The following is a 16769-nucleotide window of genomic DNA, read 5'->3' on the forward strand; positions in this document are numbered from 1 at the left end:
CGTCTGACGATCCATGACTGGCAGAACCCGGACCGTCGGATGGGCGATGGTCGCCGCGTTGACCCTCGCCGGATGCACCGTGCACCCGTCCGCCCCGCCGCCGCCCCGCGACCGGGGCGGGCCGGCCGGCGGGCTGCGCCTCGTCGCCTTCGACTCCTGCGACGAGGCGCTGAAGCAGCTTCGGAGCGCCGCGAAGGCGGCGGTCGGCCCGTGGGGCTTCGGGCCGGACGGCGACCTCGAGCCGTTCGCCGCCGCGGAACGCGCGTCCGCGGGGGGCGTGGCGAAGGACGCCGCGGGCGCGTCCACGGCCGGCTTCTCCGGCACCACGGTGCACGAGGCCGGGGTGGACGAGCCGGACCTGGTCAAGACCGACGGACGGCGGATCGTCACCGTCAACCGGGGCGTCCTGTCCGTGGTGGACCCGGTGAGCCGCAAGCTCACCGGACGGCTGGCGATCGATTCGCCGTCCGGGCAGCGGTTCTCCGGCGGGGACGCCGGCCTGCTGCTGCACGGCGACCGGGCGCTGGTGCTGCTCCCCGCCCGGTGGGTGACCAAGCCCGCCGCGCCGAAGGGCCGACCGGCCCCGAGCGCACCCGAGGCCCGACTGGTCCTGGTGGACCTCGCCGGGCCGCCGAGGGTCGTCGGCGACTACCGGTTCGACGGCAGCCTGGTCGACGCCCGGCAGGTCGGCGGCACCGCCCGGGTGGTGGTCCGCTCCACGCCCCGGCTGGCCTTCGCGCCGCCGCGTGATAGCACGGACGCCAGGCGCACCGCCGCCAACCGCGCCGTCATCGCCAAGGCGACGCTCGACGACTGGCTGCCCCGGTACGAGGTCCGCGAGGGTGGCCGCACCACCGGCGGGCGGGTCGACTGCGACCGGGTCAGCCGGCCGGCCGGCTTCTCCGGCGCCTCGATGGTGACCGTGCTTAGCTTCGACCTCGCCGGGGCCGCCCTCGGCACGGGCGACCCGGTGACCGTGGCCGCGGACGGCGACACCGTATACAGCAGCGGCCCGCGGCTCTATCTCACAAACGACAGGCGCTGGTGGCAGCCGGCCACGTCGTCGGTCCGACCGGCGGACACCACCGAGATCTACCAGTTCGACACCCGCTCGGGCACCCCGCGTTACGTCGCCGCCGGCTCCGTGCCGGGCTGGCTGATCAACCAGTACGCGCTGTCCGAGTGGAACGGTGACCTGCGGGTCGCCACCACCACCGATGACGGCAGGCGTCGCGGGAACGACTCCACCTCCGGGGTCTACGTGCTGCGCGCCGACGGCGCGAAACTCCGCACGGTCGGTCAGGTCACCGGGCTGGGCCGGGGCGAGCGGATCTTCGCGGTGCGGTTCCTCGGTGAAACCGGATACGTGGTGACGTTCCGGCAGACCGACCCGCTCTACACGGTGGACCTGCGGGACCCGGCCGCGCCCCGGGTGACAGGCGAGTTGAAGATCAACGGATACTCCTCGTACCTGCACCCGGCCGGGGACGGCCGGTTGTTCGGTGTCGGGCAGGAGGCCACCGGCCGGGGACAGGTCCAGGGCACGCAGGTGTCGCTGTTCGACGTCGCCGACCCGGCCCGGCCGACCCGGGTCGCCCAGCACCACGTCGCCCAGGGCTGGTCCGACGCCGAGTCCGACCCGCACGCGTTCCTCTACTGGGCGCCTGAGCACCTGCTGGTGATCCCGGTGACCCGGCCCGGCGTGGCCACCGACCGGGCCGGTGGCGGGGTCGCCGCGGGCGAGCCGGGCACCGGGGCGCTGGCGCTTCGGGTCGGCGACGGCGGGTTCACCGTGGCCGGCACGGTCGAGCACCCACCGGCCCTGACCGACGGGGTGGACTGGACGCGGATACGCCGGTCGCTCGTGGTCGGCGACGTGCTCTGGACGGTCTCCGACGCCGGCCTGAAGGCGACCGGCCTGGCCGGCATGACGACGCTGGCCTGGCTACCCACAACCTGACCGGCCCGGCCCGGCCCGGCCCGACCCGACCGGCCCGACCCGGAAAGCTGTGCCGGGAGGCCGGGTCAGGGCGTCGGCGCCGGGCCGGTCGAGTCGCGGACGATGAGCGTGTGGCCGGTGGAGCGCCGGCGCGGCCGGGTGGCCCGGGGCTTCAGGGCGAGTTGCAACGCCATCCGCCCCATCTCGGTCATCGGCAGCCGCACGGTGGTCAGGCTCGGCGCCAGGTCGGCGGCGACCGACACGTCGTCGAACCCGACCACGGAGATCCGCTCGGGCACCGGGATGCGCCGGGCCCGCAGCACGGAGAGCACCCCGATCGCCATCGCGTCGTTGAGCGCGACGATCGCGGTGCTCTCCGGGTGGGCGCCGAGGATCCGTTCGGCGGCCACCCGACCGCCGTCGCGGGTGAAGTCGGAGTGCACCACCGCCATCTCGTCGGGGGAGTGGCCGGCGGCGGTCAGCGCGGCCGTCACGCCGGCGAGCCGGTCGGCCACGGTGGTCAGGCCGGACGTGCCGGCCGCCACGGCGATCCGCCGGTGCCCGAGGGCGAGCAGGTGTGCGCCGAGGGCGTGACCGCCGGCCTCGTTGTCCGGCACCACCGCGTCCACGCCGAGCGAGTGTCGCCCGACCACGGCGACCCGGCCGCCGCCGCGTTGGAACCCGGCCAACTCGTCGCGGGCCTGCGCCTCGACGCCCGGGTCGTCGTAGCCGGAGCCGGCGATCAGGATGATGCCGACCCGCTGGGCGATCAGGTGTCGCAGTTGGCGCAGCTCGTTCTCCGGGTCGCGGCCGGAGTGGGCGATCTGGACGAGCAGACCCTGCTCGGCGGCGACCTCGATGACGCCGCTGGCGATCTCGGAGAAGTAGGGGTCGTCGATCTGGTGCACGATCAGGCCGACCGTGGAGGTGGCGCCGCCGGCCAGGGTGCGGGCGTACGGGTTGGCGACGTAGCCCAGTTCCCGGGAGACCTGCCGGACGTGCCGGGCCAGTTCCTCGCTCACGCCGTCGCGGCCGGCCAGGGCGCGGGAGGCGGTGGCGAGGGACACGCCGGCGCGTTCGGCGACGTCGGCGAGGCGCAGCCGGGGACCGGGTCGGGGCATCGACAAACTCCTGGAGGGCCATTGATCCGCGCCGCGCTCTTGCCTGGGGCGTGCCGACAAGCATAGGGTACGAAAGCGCTTACGTAAGCGCTTTCGCAGCTTGGTGATCCACCTTCGACACCACCTCACACCGACGAAGGGAAGCACCACCACCATGAGAAGACACCAGAGGGTCGCCGCCGCGGCCACCACCGCGCTGGCGCTGGCACTCGTCGCCGCCGCAAGCCCGGCCAACGCCGACCGGCCCGGGCAGCCCGACGTCCACCCCGCCCTGCGGTCGCACCTGGTCGCCTACTACGACTTCGACCACCCGGTCCCCGGCGACCCCGCGCTGGAACGCGACCAGGGGCGCTCGGGCACCGAGATCGAGCTGGTCAACGGTGGCGCCGCGATGCGGGTGAAGGACCGCGCGTACCCGGGCAGCGGCCGGGCGTTGCAGACCCGGCAGATCGCGCCGGACGTGACCGGCAACGACGACTGGAAGGCGGGCACCTGGTCCGCCAGCGGCGTACGCACGCTGCGCCCGTTCGCCGCGACCGGTGGCACCACAGTGATGGGCTGGTTCAAGCGCGAGATGGACGGTCCGGCCCTGAACTCCACCACCGCCGACCCGACGGACCGCTACAACGCCATCGGCCTGGCGGGCGTGCTCACCGGCGACTCCGACGGGCACGGCGTACGCGCGCTGCTCGAACTCATCGACGTCAACGGTGAACTGCGGCTTGTCGCGCTCGGCCGGCTGGTCGACGGCGGCGCCTCGCAGACGTTCGCCGCCCGGGAGGACTGGCGGACACTGCTGCCCAAGGGCACGTGGGTGCACCTGGCCGCCACGTACGACTTCACCCGGGGCACGATGGCGCTCTACCGCGACGGCCGGCCGGTCGACGGCTTCTACACCACCGCCGGCGACCCCTGGCAGCTCGACGGCCCCGGCCCGCACGTCACGAGCGCCACCGACCCGCGTGGCATCAAGCTCGGCGGGAGCTTCCCGCAGGACACCCTCGAACGCAATCCCTGCGACTGCCGGATGGACGGGCTGATGTTCCTCGACACCGTCGTGCCGGCCCGCGACATCGCCGCGCAGTACCGCCTCCTGGCCCGATGACCGGGCACCGTCCGACCGAGAAGGAGAACCGCGTGTCCCACCGCCGTGGCAGCGCCGGCCGGCTCCGCGGAGCCGTGTTGACCGCCGGCGTCACCGCCGCCACCCTCGTCCTGTCCACCCTGGTCGGCGCGCCCGCGCAGGCCGCCGGCGCGGTCTACGACCCGATCCCGGCCAGCCCCACCCAGTCCCGCCTCGGGCTGGTGCTCGAGGAGTACGCCAGCTTCCCGCAGTCCACCCCCAACCCGGTCCCGGTCGACGAGCGTCTGAACCGTAAGGCCCGGATCAACACGATCAGCGAGCTGCCGGACCGCTCCGGCCGCCGCGCGGTGCCCGACCTCAACGGCAACCTCTATCTCGTACGCGACGGGGTGCCGCACGTCTACCTCGACGTGGCCGCCACGTTCGCGCCGCAGTTCTTCTCCGGCCGTGGCCTGGGCCAGGGCTTCGGTTACGTCGCCTTCCACCCGGAGTTCGGCCGCAACGGCCGCTTCTACACCATCCACACCGAGCAGGCGGCGCTCGCCACCCGGACGCCCGACTACGCCCAGCCGAAGACCATCTACCAGGCGGTCATCACCGAGTGGACGGCGAGCGACCCGGCCGCCGACACGTTCGCCGGCACCCACCGGGAACTGCTGCGGATCGGCTTCGCCGGCCAGATCCACGGCGTTCAGGAGATCAACTTCAACCCCACCGCGAAGCCGCGCGACCGGGACTACGGAATGCTCTACCTCGCCGTGGGCGACGGCGGGCAGGGCTATCAGAACGGCGACCCGCAGAACATGGGCCTGCCGCACGGCAAGCTGCTGCGCATCGACCCGCGCGGCACCAACGCCCCCAACGGCCGCTACGGCATCCCCGCCGACAACCCGTTCGTCGAGCAGGCGGGCGCGCTCGGCGAGATCTACGCGGTGGGCTTCCGGGACCCGCACCGGTTCTCCTGGGACAAGGCCACCGGAAAGATGTACCTGGGCCACATCGGCGAGCACGCGGTCGAGTCCATCTACGAGGTACGCGCCGGCGACAACTTCGGCTGGAGTGAGCGCGAGGGCAACTGGGTCTTCGACAAGACCGCCACGAACCCGTGCGACAAGCTCTACCCGCTGCCGGCCGACGACGCGAAGTACGGCTACACGTACCCGGTCGCCGCGTACGACCACGACCCGGCCGCGGACTGGAACTGCACCTCGGACGTCGGGGTCGCGGTGGCCGGCGGTTTCGTCTACCGTGGCCGGACGCTGCCGGCGCTCACCGGCAAGTACGTCTTCGGTGACCTGGTCGACGGCCGGGTCCTCTACACCGAGGCCAAGCAGATGCGGCGCGGCCGGGGGCTCGCCGAGATCCACCAGCTCGCGCTGTACACGCCCGCCGGTGACCTGGCACGCATGCGGGACCTGTCCGCGCCCGGCGCGCCCGGCGACCCGAACCGGGTCGACCTGCGCTTCGGCACCGACGCGGCAGGCGAGATCTACCTGGTGGCCAAGGCCAACGGCAAGATCTGGAAGGTGGTCGGCACGAAGAGGGTGGCGGACGGCGACGTGGGCCGGACCAGGGTGACAAACACCGGGGGAGCCCGGAACTGGGCGCCGCGGACGCCGTCGAAGTGGCGGTTCGAGGGCAACCAGGTGATCCTCGCCGAGGCCGGCGACGCGCCCGAGGGCCCGCGGCGTCCCTTCGAGTATGCGGTGCTGACCAAGGGCCCGGCCTGGTCGTCGGTCCGGATCGACGCCAAGGTACGCCTGGACACGCCGGTCGAGGTGACCAACCGCGACGTGATCATCGTGTTCGGCTGGCAGTCGGACACGCAGTACTACTACGCGCACCTGTCCACCGACAACACGATCTATCCGCACAACGGCATCTTCAAGGTCGACAACGCCGACCGCGAGCGCATCGACCACCAGTGGAACGGTCGCTCCCGGGGCGCCAACCCGGCGGTCACCGACGCGAAGTGGCACGACGTGCGGGTGGTGCACCTGCCCGCCACCGGCGAGATCGCCGTCTACGTCGACGGTCACTCCGATCCGGTGATGACCGCGAAGGACACCACGTTCACCTCGGGTCGGGTGGGCTTCGGCTCGTTCGACAACGAGGGTCGTACCCGAAACCTCACGGTGACCGGCAGGCCGGCCTAACACACCCCTCCACCCTGCTGATTCACGGAAAGAGTGGCCATTCCGCGCAGAATGGCCACTCTTTCCGTGAAAGTGCGCGGGGTGGGGGTGCGGGGGACGTGGTAGGGAGGTCGTGACTGGCATGTCGTGTGCCGGTCGACCACCACGACGAGAGAGGAACTGCCATGCCGACGTTCATCACCATCGGGTACGGCGATCAGGAGGGCTACGACCGCACCGATCCCGCGGTACGCGACGCGGCGCACGCGCACGACGAGCGGCTGCGGGCGGCCGGGGTGCGGATGGGCGTCGCCGGCTCGCCGGTGCAGGTGCGCAACCACGACGACGCGGGCACCGAGGTGCGCGACGGGGCGTTCCTGACCTCGGCGCTTCCGGTCGCCGGGCTGGCCGTCATCGAGGCCGTCTCGCTGGCGGAGGCGATCGAGAAGGTGTCGAGGACGCCGTGCGCCGTCGCGCACGGCGTCATCGAGGTGTGGCCGCTGCGGGACGCGCCCTAACCGAGCCGGCGCAGCGCGGCGTCCACGGTGTCGTCGGGCCTGCTGTTGAAGGCGATCGCCGCGCCCGGCGCGTGCCGGTGCACCAGGTTGATCACCTGCTCGAAGAACTCGAGCAGCGGCTCGTGCTTGCGGATGCCGCCGCCGACCACCACGCAGGCGTAGTCCCGCCGGGTCAACGCCGCCGCGATCTCCCGTTCGGCGTCCGCGTCGGTCGCGGTGAGGCACAGGTCGGCCTCGATCCCGTGCTCGGCGAAGCGGGCGTGGCCGCGCGCGATCGCGGCCACCACCGGCTCCGGGTCCCAGCCGGGGATCAGGGCCGGGTCGAGTCCGATGACAAGCACCGGGCCGTGTGCCATGGGTCCTCCTCGGGCGCGCCGGTTCTCCGGACCATCACACCCCCTCGGCGGCGGTCCGGCCAGCCGGCCACCGGTTTGATTTTTCGTTGCCCCGGGCAATCAGGCGGTCGACTCGTACCCCGTGGAAGGGCGGCAACCATGCACGTCGGCGGCATCGTCTCCGGCATCATCATCGGTCTGATCATCGGCGCGGCGGGCCGGCTGGTCGTACCCGGCAAACAGAACATCCCGATCTGGCTCACCCTTGTCATCGGCGTGGTCGCCGCGCTCCTCGGCACGGCCGTCGCCAGCGCGCTCGACGTGGCCGACACCAACGGCGTCGACTGGATCGAGTTGCTGATCCAGGTCGTCTTCGCCGCGATCGGCGTGGCCATCGTCGCCGGCACGTACGGCCGACGGCGACTCTGACCCGACCGCACCCCGGGCCCGCATGACGGCGGGTCCGCGCCCGGACCCCGGCGTCATGCCGGGGTCCGCTTCGCGGTCGATACGGTGTGTGCCGGACATGATCGGCGCGGCGCCGGTTGCCGGCACTGTCTACGCTGCGGCTTCGGCGAGGACGCGCTGGCCCGACGTCCCGGCCGCGGAGCCTGATCGGGAGGTACGCATGCCTCGACGTGCGGTCGTCGGCGTGACCGTGCCGCTGGTGATCCTGGCGGTGGCGCGGACCCTGCTCACCGAGGAGAGTCGACCCGATCCACGCGCGTTCCGCAGGTACGAGCCGCCGGGCGAGTTGAACAAGGCCGAGCGTGACTACGTGAGCTGGGCCCAGAGCCACATCGCGGCGGTGGTCGGCGTGGCACGGGTCCGCTCGATCCGTTACCAGTGCGTCGCCGTGGCGTCAGGCGTCTCGGCGCTCGCGGTTCCGTTCGCACTGGCGGTCCCGGCGCCCACCTGGGTGCCGGCGGCGCTCGGGCTCCTCGCCGCATCCGGCCAGCTCGTGCAGGGGGTCGTCCGTGACCGCGAACAGTCCATGCTCGGTCACCAGCAGGCGGTCAGGCTGCAACGGACGTTGCGCGTGTTCCACAGCGAGTCGGACGAGTCGCAGTCCGCGCCGGAGGTCAAGCGGCGGTTCCGCGCCTTCCGCGACGCGTTCGAGGCGGCCAAGGAGGAGTACGGCGCACCGATCCTCGACGTCCGCCGCCAGGAGCCACCCCCGATCGTGGGGACCCGCACCCCCTGACGGAGCCGGCCGGGACGCCGCGAGCGTTCCGGCCGGGCCGGTTTCTCAGGAAGGGACGGCGGCGAACGGGCCACCCGGGCCGAACGCCAGCGCCGCGAAGCGCTCGCCGATGCGGCGGTCCGCGACCGGATCGGGGTGCAGTTGGTCGGGCAGCGGCAGCTCGGCGAAGTCCGCCTCGCCGTAGAGGGTCAGGCCGTCCAGGTAGTGCAGGTGCGGATCCGCGGCGGCCCGGGCGGCCACGATCCGGGCCAGCTCCGCGCGGATGACCCGCAGGGTGAGCTTGCCGGCGGCCTGTTCGGCCGGGTCGCCTGTGGCGCGGAACTGGAGCGTGCCGGTGCTGAGGTCGGCGGCGCCGGGGCCGGGCGTGTCCTCCTGCACCGGGCACAGGATGGACGAGACGACGAGCAGCGGGGTGTCCGGGTGCCCCTCGCGGAGGGTGTCGAGGAAGCCGTGCACCGCCGGGGTGAACGCGCGTAGCCGCATCACGTCGCTGTTCACCAGGTTGATGCCGATCTTCACGCTGATCAGGTCCGCCGGGCTGTCCCGCATCGCCCGCGCGGTGAACGGGTCGAGCAGCGCGCTGCCGCTGAACCCGAGGTTGACCAGCTCGACTCCGCCGAGCCCGGCGGCGATGGCCGGCCACGTGCCGGTGGGGCTCTCGGCGTCCGAGCCGTGGCTGATCGAGCTGCCGTGGTGCAGCCACACCCGCCGCCCGCGGTCGCCGACGGTCTCGACCGGCGCGTCGGTGCGCAGCGCCACCAACTCGGTGATCTCCCGCTGCGGCAGCCAGATCTCCACCTCCTTGTCGCCGGCGGGCAGGTCGGTGAAGCCGACCGTGGCGACCGGACCCGGCTCGTTGGTCACCGCGCCGGTGGTCAGGTCGATGGCGAGCACCTTGCCGCCGTCGGCCGTGCCCTGGCCGGCGAGGCGCCCGTCGATCAGCAGGTCGTAGCGGCCGTCCGGGCGCGGCGGCGCGCCCCGGTAGACCATCTTGGTGGCGAGCACGTCCAGCTCGACGACGGTGGCGCGGGTGCGGAACAGCAGCCGTACGCCGGACGGCATCGCCTCCGCCATCGCCACCTGCGGTTCGGTGTTCTGCGCCCGGGCCCGGGCGGGCAGCCGGTGCGGCAGCACGCCGTGGGCGGTGCTCTCCAGGTCGAGCGCGCCGCGCAGCAGGTCGGGGGTGATCGGCGTGGTGATCGAGGGGTGCGGGGAGGTCATGATCCGATCGTGGCGCACCTACCCGCCGGACGGCCACCTGTTCTGCCCGACAGGCCGGACTTGTGCGGCGAGCCGGCCGCCCGCTTCCCGCAGCCAGCGTCCCGGCTCGGCAAGCGCCGACGCCGCCGACCCGGCCAGCTCGACGAGCGACACCGCCGCCGTCACCGGCTCCGGCGGCGTCGCGCCGAGCTGACCGGCGACCACCTGCACGGGTACGCCGGCGGCAGCGGCCGTGTCGAGCAACGCGCCCACCACCTTGCCGCGCAGCGACGTCTCGTCGAACCGCCCCTCGCCGGTGACCACCAGGTCCGCCCCGGCCAGCGCCTCGGGCAGCCCGGCCAGCTCGGCGACCGCCGCCGCGCCGGGCACGATCCGCGCGCCCCAGAGCGCCGCCAGCCCGTACCCGGTGCCGCCGGCCGCGCCCGCGCCCGGCTGGTCGGGATCGCCGCCGGCGGAGTCGGCGAGGCGGCGCAGCGCGGCGTCCAGCACGGCGACGTCGTCCGGGCCGGCGCCCTTCTGCGGCCCGAACACGGCGGCGGCGCCGGCCGGCCCGGTCAGCGGCGCGGTCACGTCCACCAGAAGGCGCACCCCGCCCGGCGGCGGCGGACGCAGCCCGGCGCGGTCGAGATGGGCCAGCCTGGCCAGCGCGGCGCCGCCGAGCGGAAGGTCCCGGCCCTCGCGGTCCCGCAGCCGCAGCCCGAGGGCGCGCAGCGCGCCGGTGCCGCCGTCGGTGCTCGCGGAGCCGCCGAGACCGACCACGAGCGCGGTGGCCCCGGCGTCGAGCGCGGCGGCGGCGACCACGCCCAGGCCGTAGGTGTGGGCGTGCCGGGGGTCGGGAACACGCAGTAGCGGCAGCCCGCTGGCGCGGGCCAGTTCCAGCACGGCGGTGCGCCCGCCGGTGGCGCCGGGGCCGGGATCCAGCCCGGCGGCCCGGCCCTCCGGTAGCAGCAGCCAGCCGGCGTCGACCGGCCGCCCGTCCGGCCCGGGCACGGTGGTGGTGTGCCATACCGCGTCGGGCCGGGCGGCGGCGAAGGCGTCGAGCGTGCCCTCGCCGCCGTCCGCGAGCGGCAGCAGCCGTACGTCGTCGTCGGGCCGGCGGGCCAGCCAACCGTCCGCGACGGCGCGGGCGGCGTCGGTGGCGGCGAGCGAGCCCTTGAACGAGTCCGGCGCGACGACGACCCGCATCAGTCGGCCAGCACCAGCTCGACGTAGCGGTCGGCCATGGTGGCGAGGACCTGGTCCGGGTCGGTCGCCCACACCTCGGCGTTGAAGATCTCCACCTCGGTGTCGCCGGTCCAGCCGGCCGCCTCGACGGCACGGCGCAGCGGCGGGAAGTCGATGTGCCCGTCGCCCATCATGCCGCGGCCCAGCAGCACGTCGGCCGGCAGCGGGGTGAGGAAGTCACAGACCTGGAAACTGGCGATCCGCGCCCCGGCGCGGGCGATCTGCCGCCACACGTCCGGGTCCCACCAGACGTGGAACGTGTCCACCACGACGCCTACCTGCTCCACCGGGAACGCCTCGGCCAGGTCGAGCGCCTGCCCGAGCGTGGACAGCACCGCCCGGTCGGCGCAGTACATCGGGTGCAACGGCTCCAACGCGAGACGCACGCCGCGCTCGCCCGCGTACGGGGCCAGCTCGGCGAGCGCGTCGGCGACCCGCTGCCGGGCGCCGACCAGGTCGCGGGAGCCGGGCGGCAGGCCGCCGACGACGAGCACCAGGCAGTCGGTGCCGAGCCCGGCCGCCTCGTCGATGGCACGCCGGTTGTCGGCGAGCGCCTCGGCCCGCGCGGCCTCGCCGACGGCGGTGAGGAATCCGCCCCGGCACAGCGACGACACCCGCAGCCCGGCGTCCGCGACGAACTTCGCGGCGGCCGGTACGCCGATCTCCGCGACCGGCTCGCGCCACAGCCCGATCGCCGGGATGCCGGCGCGCACGCAGCCGTCGACCGCCTCCCGGACCGACCAGCGCTGCGTGGTGCGCTGGTTGAGCGACAGCTTCGCCAGCCGCGGGTCGGCGGTCATCCGGTCACCCCCGCCACGCTCAGGTAGCCGCGCATCCGGTCGGCGGCCAGCTCCGGGTCGAGCAGCAGCCCGGCGGCGTCGGCCAGCCGGAACGTCTCGACCAGGTGCGGGACGCTGCGCCCGCCGTGCAGGCCGCCGACCATGGTGAAGCCGGGTTGCCGCCCGTTCAGCCAGGACAGGAACGCGATGCCGGTCTTGTAGTACGGCGTGGGCGCGGCGAACACGTGCCGGGACAGCGGCACGGTCGGGTCGAGGATCGCCCGGAAGCCGGCCGGGTCGCCCACGTCGAGCCGTTGCAACGCCGCCGACGCGGCCGGGGCGATCGCCGCGAACGCGCCGAGCAGCGCGTGGCTGGACCGGGTGCCGTCGCCGGCGATCAACTCCGGGTAGTGGAAGTCGTCGCCGGTGTAGACCTTCACCGTCGGCGGCAGCAGCTCCCGCAGCCGCACCTCCCGCCCGGCGTCCAACAGCGACACCTTCACCCCGTCGATCACGTCGGCGTTGGCGTGCACGAGCGCGACGAACGTCTTGGTGGCGTCGTCCAGGTCGGTCGAGCCCCAGTAGCCGGCCAGGGCCGGGTCGAACATGTCGCCGAGCCAGTGCAGCACCACAGGCGCGCCGGTGGACCGCAGCACCTGCTCGTAGACGCGCCGGTAGTCGTCGGGCCCGGTGGCGAGCGCGGCGAGCTGCCGGCTGGCCATCACCACCGCGACCGCGCCGCACTCCTGCACGTACGCGACCTGCTCGGCGTACGCGGTGACGACCTCGTCGAGCGTGTCGGGCACGCCGGTGAGCTGGTCGGTGGCCGCCCCGGCGACGATGCGCCCACCGCAGGCGGCGGCCTCGGCGGCGCTGCGCCGGATCAGCTCACGGGTGGCCGCCCAGTCCAGTCCCATGCCGCGCTGTGCGGTGTCCATCGCCTCGGCCACGCCCAGCCCCCAGGACCAGAGGTCGCGCCGCACCGCGAGGGTGGCGTCCCAGTCCAGCCGGGCCGGGACGCCGAGTGCGTTGTCGGCGTACGGGTCGGCGACCACGTGCGCCGCCGCGTACGCGATCCGGCTGGCCGGCGGCGCGGCCGGCCGCTGCCAGCCGGCCGGCGCCCGCAGGGTGAGCGTTTCGAGGCCGCCGCCCGGGGTGGGCAGGGTGATCCGCGCGGTCACCTGTCGATCTCCCCGATCTCGATCCGCCGGCCCTCGCGGGCGGAGCGCAGCCCGGCCTCGGCGAGCTGCACGCCGCGTACGCCGGCCAGGAAGTCCCACGGGAACGGCTCGTTGTCGACGACGTGCCGCAGGAACGCCTCCCACTGCACCTTGAAACCGTTGTCGTAGTCGGCGTTGTCCGGTACGGTCTGCCACTGCGCGCGGAACGGCTCGGTGACCGGCAGGTCCGGGTTCCACACCGGCATCGGGGTGGCGCCGCGGTGCTGGATGCGGCAGTCGCGCAGCCCGGCGACCGCGCTGCCGTGGGTGCCGTCGACCTGGAACTCGACAAGCTCGTCCCGGTAGACCCGCACCGCCCAGGAGGAGTTGATCTGGGCGATGATGCCGCCTGCCAACTCGAAGATGCCGTACGCGGCGTCGTCGGCGGTGGCCGGGTAGGTGACGCCGTTCTCGTCGACGCGCTCCGGGATGTGCGTGGCGGTGACCGCGGTGACGGCGGTGACCGGGCCGAAGATCTGCTCCAGCACGTAGTGCCAGTGCGGGAACATGTCGACGGTGATGCCGCCGCCGTCCTCGGTGCGGTAGTTCCAGCTCGGCCGCTGCGCGTCCTGCCAGTCGCCCTCGAACACCCAGTAGCCGAACTCGCCGCGCACCGACAGGATCCGGCCGAAGAACCCGCCGTCGACGAGCCGCTTGAGCTTGCGCAGGCCGGGCAGGAACAGCTTGTCCTGCACCACGCCGTTCTTGACGCCCCGGGCGGCGGCGAGCCGGGCCAGCTCCAGGGACCCGTCCAGCCCCTCGGCGAGCGGCTTCTCGGTGTAGATGTGCCTCCCGGCCTCGATCGCCGCCCGGATCGCCTTCTCCCGCTGGGCGGTCACCTGCGCGTCGAAGTAGATCTGGTGGCTGTCGTCGGCGAGCGCCGCGTCCAGGTCGGTGGTGTACGAGGTCAGCCCGTGCCGGGCGGCGATCTCGGCGAGCCGGGCCTCGTTGCGGCCCACCAGGGTCAGCTCCGGCCAGATGCGGCTGCCGTCCCGGGCGGGCAGTCCGCCCTGCTCGCGGATCGCGAGCAGGGATCGGACGAGATGCTGCCGGTAGCCCATCCGTCCGGTCACGCCGTTGAGGATGATCCCGATAGACGTGCGCTCCACGTGTGTGTCCTTCCCAGTGCTCAGTCGGCCGACGTCGTCGCGCCCAGCAGATCGCGGATGCGCTCGGTGACCCGGGCGAAGACCGGGTCGGACATGGTCCGGCCGTAGTCCCGTTCCGTGGGCAGGTCGACGTCGATGACCTCGGCGACGGTGCCGGGTCGAGGGGTCATGACGATCACCCGGTCGGCGAGGTAGGCGGCCTCGGCGATGGAGTGGGTGACGAGCAGGACGGTGGTGCCGGTCTCCCGCCAGATGCGCCGCAGTTCGACGTTCATCTGTTCCCGGGTGAGCGCGTCGAGCGCCCCGAACGGCTCGTCCATGAGCAGCACCGGGGGGCGGTGCAGCAGCGCGCGGCACAGCGCCACGCGCTGCTGCATCCCACCGGACAACTCGTTCGGGTACGCGTCCTCGAAGCCGGTCAGCCCGGTCATCGCGATCAGCTCGTCCACCCGGGCGCGGGCCTGCGCCCTGGGCATCCGGCGCATCTCCGCCTGGAGCAGGATGTTGCGCCGGGCGGAGCGCCAGTCCAGCAGCGCGGCGCGCTGGAAGACGTACCCGATGTCTCGGCGTGGCCCGCGTACGTCCTCGCCGTCCAGGCGGACCTGGCCGGACGTCGGACGCAGCAGCCCGGAGACCAGCTTCAGCAGCGTCGACTTGCCGCAGCCGGACGCGCCGACGATGGCCACGAACTCGCCGGGGGCGATCCGCAGCGTCACGTCGCGCAGCGCGGTGGTGTCCTTCTTCTTGGTGCGGAAGCGGACCGCCACCTGGTCGATCTCGACCGCGGCGCCGGTCGCCGTGGCGTCCGCGGCGGCAGCGGCGGTGGGGTTGCCGACCGTCATCGCGCTCATCCCTTCGGGGCGAAGCTCGCGTCCCAGTAGGACGCGGGCGACTCCGCCTTGCTGATCACGCCCGAGTCGGCGAAGACGGAGATGGTCTTCTGCCAGTCGGCCTCGTCGTTGACGCCCGGCGACATGGACTTCGTGGCGTCGGTGTGCAGCAGTTGCAGGGTGGCGTTGAACTGGTCGGTGAGCACCTTCTCCGAGGGCAGTTGCTGGGACGCGCCGGCCATCGCCGCGACCGCGCCGGCCGGGTCGGACTCGGCCGCGGTCCACGCCTCGCTGCTGGCCGCGACCATCCGCTTCACCAGGTCCTGCTTGTTCTTGATGGTGTCGGTGGAGGCGATCAGCCCGTTGCTGTAGAAGTTGAGCCCGTGCTCGGCGAACTTCAGGTACGACACCTGCTTGCCGGCCTTCTCCTGCATGGTCGGGCCCTGGTCGCTGGCGAAGCCGAGCAGCGCGTCGGTCTTGCCCGACATGACCGCGGCCATCTTGCCGGCCGGGTCGGTGTTCTGGAGCGTGACGTCGCCGGCGGAGAGCCCGTTGGCCTTCAGGAACGCCGGGAACGTCTTGCTCAGCGCGTCACCGGCGGTGGAGGCGATGGTCTTGCCCTTGAGGTCGGCCGGGGCGTTGATGTTCTTGTCGCTGAAGAACTGCACCGACGACGGGGTGGTCTGGAGGAAGACGCCGACGCTCTTGACGTCCATGCCCTGGCCGACCGCGGCGAGCAGCGCCGGGGTGTCGGCCCAGCCGAAGTCGGTCTGCCCGGCGGCGGTGGCCTGGACGGTCTTCTGCGAGCCCTGCCCGGCGTTGATGGTCAGGTCGATGCCGTGCTTGGCATAGATCTCCTTCTTCTGGCCCAGGTAGAACGGGGCGTGCTCGCCGTACGGGTACCAGTTGAGCGTCAGGGTGACCTTGTCCTTGCCGTCGGCGTTCTTGGCCTGCTCGCCCCCGGAGGAGGAGCCGCAGGCGGTGACGGAGATGAGGAACGCCGGCAGCAGCGCGGCGGTGAGGAAACGCTTCTTCATCTGCGGATGACTCCGTTTCACATCGTTGTGGTGGTGGCGTCGGTGCGGCGGCTGGCGTGCCACGGCAGCAGGACGTGTTCGAGCAGTTCGACGACGACGAACAGGACGACGCCGAGCAACGACATGACGACCAGCCCGGCGAACAGCGTCGGGGTGTCGAGGTTGCCGTTGGCCTGCAGGATCACGTAGCCGAGGCCCTCGTTGGCGCCGACGAACTCGCCGACCACGGCGCCGGTGACGGCCATCGTGGCGGCGACCTTCAGGCCGGCGAACAGGTGCGGCAGGGCGGCCGGGAACCGGATCTTCCGGAACGTCTGCGCCGGCCCGGCGCCCATGGTGGCGGACAGTTGCAGCATCTCCGGGTCGATCGACTTCAGGCCGGTGACGGTGGAGATGACGATCGGGAAGAACGCCATCAGGACCGCGACGACCACCTTCGGCGACAACCCGAAGCCGAGCCACACCACGAACAGCGGCGCGATCGCGATCTTCGGGATGACCTGGGCGAACAGCAGCAGCGGGTAGAGGCTCTTCTCGACCGTGGGGGAGTAGACCATCACCACGGCCGAGAACACGCCGACGGCGATCGCGATGACGAAGCCGAGCACGGTCTCGTAGGTGGTGATCCAGGTGTGGTGGGCGAAGTAGCCGGGCTGCGCCCGCACCACGTCGAGCGTGGCCGCGGGCGAGGGGACCAGGTACGGCTTGACCAGGTCAGCCGCGGTGACCACCCACCACAGGACGAGGATCGCCGCGAGGACCGCCGCCGGTCGCCAGGTGCGCGAGGCGAACCGGAGCGTGGCGGCGCCGGGCCGTCGCGCACGGCGGGCGGCCGGGGTGTCGCGTCCGGGCGGGCTGGTCCGTCCGGGCTGCTCGATGGTGCTCTGCGCGGCCATGACCCTCCGTTCTCGGTGGGGCCGAAAACCCGGTGAGGTCGGGAATCGGCCCTGAATGCGCTTTCAGTAAGCGCTTTCAGGGTGTTACCGTAACCACGCCGAAACAAGCAGGTCAAG

The 16769-nt window shown here is 73.0% G+C and carries 16 protein-coding genes; 6 read left to right on the top strand and 10 right to left on the bottom strand.

Annotated features, from left to right (window positions below; all coding sequences use genetic code 11):
• Positions 1-13: 13 nt before the first annotated feature.
• Positions 14-1960 carry a beta-propeller domain-containing protein gene (locus SM450_RS08235; protein WP_474619086.1) on the top strand — a complete coding sequence of 649 codons (1947 nt, stop codon included), beginning with the start codon at positions 14-16 and terminating at the stop codon, positions 1958-1960.
• 65 nt (positions 1961-2025) lie between these two features.
• Here the strand turns inward: SM450_RS08235 and SM450_RS08240 are convergent, their stop codons facing one another.
• On the bottom strand, positions 2026-3060 hold the full coding sequence (locus SM450_RS08240) for a LacI family DNA-binding transcriptional regulator (RefSeq protein WP_474619087.1): 1035 nt from the start codon (positions 3058-3060) through the stop codon (positions 2026-2028).
• Between the two features lie 154 nt (positions 3061-3214).
• On the opposite strand from SM450_RS08240, the gene SM450_RS08245 reads away from it, so the two are divergent.
• The 3 genes from SM450_RS08245 to SM450_RS08255 all read left to right on the top strand — a co-directional run bounded on the left by SM450_RS08245 (position 3215) and on the right by SM450_RS08255 (position 6797).
• On the top strand, positions 3215-4165 hold the full coding sequence (locus SM450_RS08245; protein WP_474619088.1) for a LamG-like jellyroll fold domain-containing protein: 951 nt from the start codon (positions 3215-3217) through the stop codon (positions 4163-4165).
• Between the two features lie 32 nt (positions 4166-4197).
• Positions 4198-6300 carry a PQQ-dependent sugar dehydrogenase gene (locus SM450_RS08250; RefSeq protein WP_474619089.1) on the top strand — a complete coding sequence of 701 codons (2103 nt, stop codon included), beginning with the start codon at positions 4198-4200 and terminating at the stop codon, positions 6298-6300.
• A 164-nt stretch (positions 6301-6464) separates the two neighbouring features.
• Positions 6465-6797, top strand: coding sequence for a YciI family protein (locus SM450_RS08255; RefSeq protein WP_474619090.1), 333 nt, complete (start codon positions 6465-6467; stop codon positions 6795-6797).
• Here the strand turns inward: SM450_RS08255 and SM450_RS08260 are convergent.
• Positions 6794-7153 (bottom strand): hypothetical protein, encoded by a 360-nt coding sequence (locus tag SM450_RS08260; protein WP_474619091.1) that lies wholly within the window; start codon positions 7151-7153, stop codon positions 6794-6796. The two genes, SM450_RS08255 and SM450_RS08260, sit on opposite strands and share 4 nt — an antisense overlap.
• Positions 7154-7291: 138 nt before the next feature.
• Between SM450_RS08260 and SM450_RS08265 the strand changes: the two genes are divergently transcribed.
• Together SM450_RS08265 and SM450_RS08270 are read left to right on the top strand one after the other, a co-directional pair.
• A complete protein-coding gene (locus SM450_RS08265) occupies positions 7292-7561 on the top strand; it encodes a GlsB/YeaQ/YmgE family stress response membrane protein (RefSeq protein ID WP_474619092.1) in 270 nt (89 codons plus the stop codon).
• Between the two features lie 199 nt (positions 7562-7760).
• A complete protein-coding gene (locus SM450_RS08270) occupies positions 7761-8336 on the top strand; it encodes a hypothetical protein (RefSeq protein ID WP_474619093.1) in 576 nt (191 codons plus the stop codon).
• Between the two features lie 45 nt (positions 8337-8381).
• Here the strand turns inward: SM450_RS08270 and SM450_RS08275 are convergent, their stop codons facing one another.
• From SM450_RS08275 to SM450_RS08310, 8 genes are read right to left on the bottom strand one after another with little or no spacing between them, the layout of a single operon-like run.
• A complete protein-coding gene (locus tag SM450_RS08275) occupies positions 8382-9557 on the bottom strand; it encodes an SGNH/GDSL hydrolase family protein (protein WP_474619094.1) in 1176 nt (391 codons plus the stop codon).
• Between the two features lie 18 nt (positions 9558-9575).
• Positions 9576-10742 (bottom strand): glycerate kinase, encoded by a 1167-nt coding sequence (locus SM450_RS08280; protein WP_474619095.1) that lies wholly within the window; start codon positions 10740-10742, stop codon positions 9576-9578.
• On the bottom strand, positions 10742-11581 hold the full coding sequence (locus SM450_RS08285; RefSeq protein ID WP_474619096.1) for a sugar phosphate isomerase/epimerase family protein: 840 nt from the start codon (positions 11579-11581) through the stop codon (positions 10742-10744). The genes SM450_RS08280 and SM450_RS08285 overlap by 1 nt, the downstream gene beginning before the upstream one ends.
• The gene (locus tag SM450_RS08290; protein WP_474619097.1) at positions 11578-12741 is read right to left on the bottom strand and encodes a dihydrodipicolinate synthase family protein; all 1164 of its coding nucleotides are present in this window, start codon (positions 12739-12741) and stop codon (positions 11578-11580) included. The genes SM450_RS08285 and SM450_RS08290 overlap by 4 nt, the downstream gene beginning before the upstream one ends.
• Positions 12738-13889, bottom strand: a complete 1152-nt coding sequence (locus SM450_RS08295) for a Gfo/Idh/MocA family protein (protein WP_474619098.1) — start codon at positions 13887-13889, stop codon at positions 12738-12740. Before SM450_RS08295 ends, SM450_RS08290 begins: the two co-directional genes overlap by 4 nt.
• A gap of 20 nt (positions 13890-13909) precedes the next feature.
• Positions 13910-14731: an ABC transporter ATP-binding protein gene (locus tag SM450_RS08300; protein ID WP_474619099.1), complete on the bottom strand. Its 822-nt coding sequence runs from the start codon at positions 14729-14731 to the stop codon at positions 13910-13912.
• A gap of 5 nt (positions 14732-14736) precedes the next feature.
• Complete coding sequence (locus SM450_RS08305) at positions 14737-15756, bottom strand: ABC transporter substrate-binding protein (RefSeq protein WP_474619100.1); 1020 nt, start codon at positions 15754-15756, stop codon at positions 14737-14739.
• 17 nt (positions 15757-15773) lie between these two features.
• The gene (locus SM450_RS08310; RefSeq protein WP_474619101.1) at positions 15774-16652 is read right to left on the bottom strand and encodes an ABC transporter permease; all 879 of its coding nucleotides are present in this window, start codon (positions 16650-16652) and stop codon (positions 15774-15776) included.
• Between the last annotated feature and the right edge of the window lie 117 nt (positions 16653-16769).

This window comes from Micromonospora marincola (assembly GCF_056150385.1).

What these genes read in the sequence shown, in the direction of transcription:
- SM450_RS08255 (WP_474619090.1), top strand. Translation starts at nt 6,465, where the DNA reads ATGCCGACGTTCATCACCATCGGGTACGGCGATCAGGAGGGCTACGAC.
- SM450_RS08240 (WP_474619087.1), bottom strand. Translation starts at nt 3,060, where the DNA reads ATGCCCCGACCCGGTCCCCGGCTGCGCCTCGCCGACGTCGCCGAACGC.
- SM450_RS08260 (WP_474619091.1), bottom strand. Translation starts at nt 7,153, where the DNA reads ATGGCACACGGCCCGGTGCTTGTCATCGGACTCGACCCGGCCCTGATC.
- SM450_RS08270 (WP_474619093.1), top strand. Translation starts at nt 7,761, where the DNA reads ATGCCTCGACGTGCGGTCGTCGGCGTGACCGTGCCGCTGGTGATCCTG.
- SM450_RS08300 (WP_474619099.1), bottom strand. Translation starts at nt 14,731, where the DNA reads ATGACGGTCGGCAACCCCACCGCCGCTGCCGCCGCGGACGCCACGGCG.
- SM450_RS08235 (WP_474619086.1), top strand. Translation starts at nt 14, where the DNA reads ATGACTGGCAGAACCCGGACCGTCGGATGGGCGATGGTCGCCGCGTTG.
- SM450_RS08275 (WP_474619094.1), bottom strand. Translation starts at nt 9,557, where the DNA reads ATGACCTCCCCGCACCCCTCGATCACCACGCCGATCACCCCCGACCTG.
- SM450_RS08305 (WP_474619100.1), bottom strand. Translation starts at nt 15,756, where the DNA reads ATGAAGAAGCGTTTCCTCACCGCCGCGCTGCTGCCGGCGTTCCTCATC.
- SM450_RS08245 (WP_474619088.1), top strand. Translation starts at nt 3,215, where the DNA reads ATGAGAAGACACCAGAGGGTCGCCGCCGCGGCCACCACCGCGCTGGCG.
- SM450_RS08280 (WP_474619095.1), bottom strand. Translation starts at nt 10,742, where the DNA reads ATGCGGGTCGTCGTCGCGCCGGACTCGTTCAAGGGCTCGCTCGCCGCC.
- SM450_RS08310 (WP_474619101.1), bottom strand. Translation starts at nt 16,652, where the DNA reads ATGGCCGCGCAGAGCACCATCGAGCAGCCCGGACGGACCAGCCCGCCC.
- SM450_RS08265 (WP_474619092.1), top strand. Translation starts at nt 7,292, where the DNA reads ATGCACGTCGGCGGCATCGTCTCCGGCATCATCATCGGTCTGATCATC.
- SM450_RS08285 (WP_474619096.1), bottom strand. Translation starts at nt 11,581, where the DNA reads ATGACCGCCGACCCGCGGCTGGCGAAGCTGTCGCTCAACCAGCGCACC.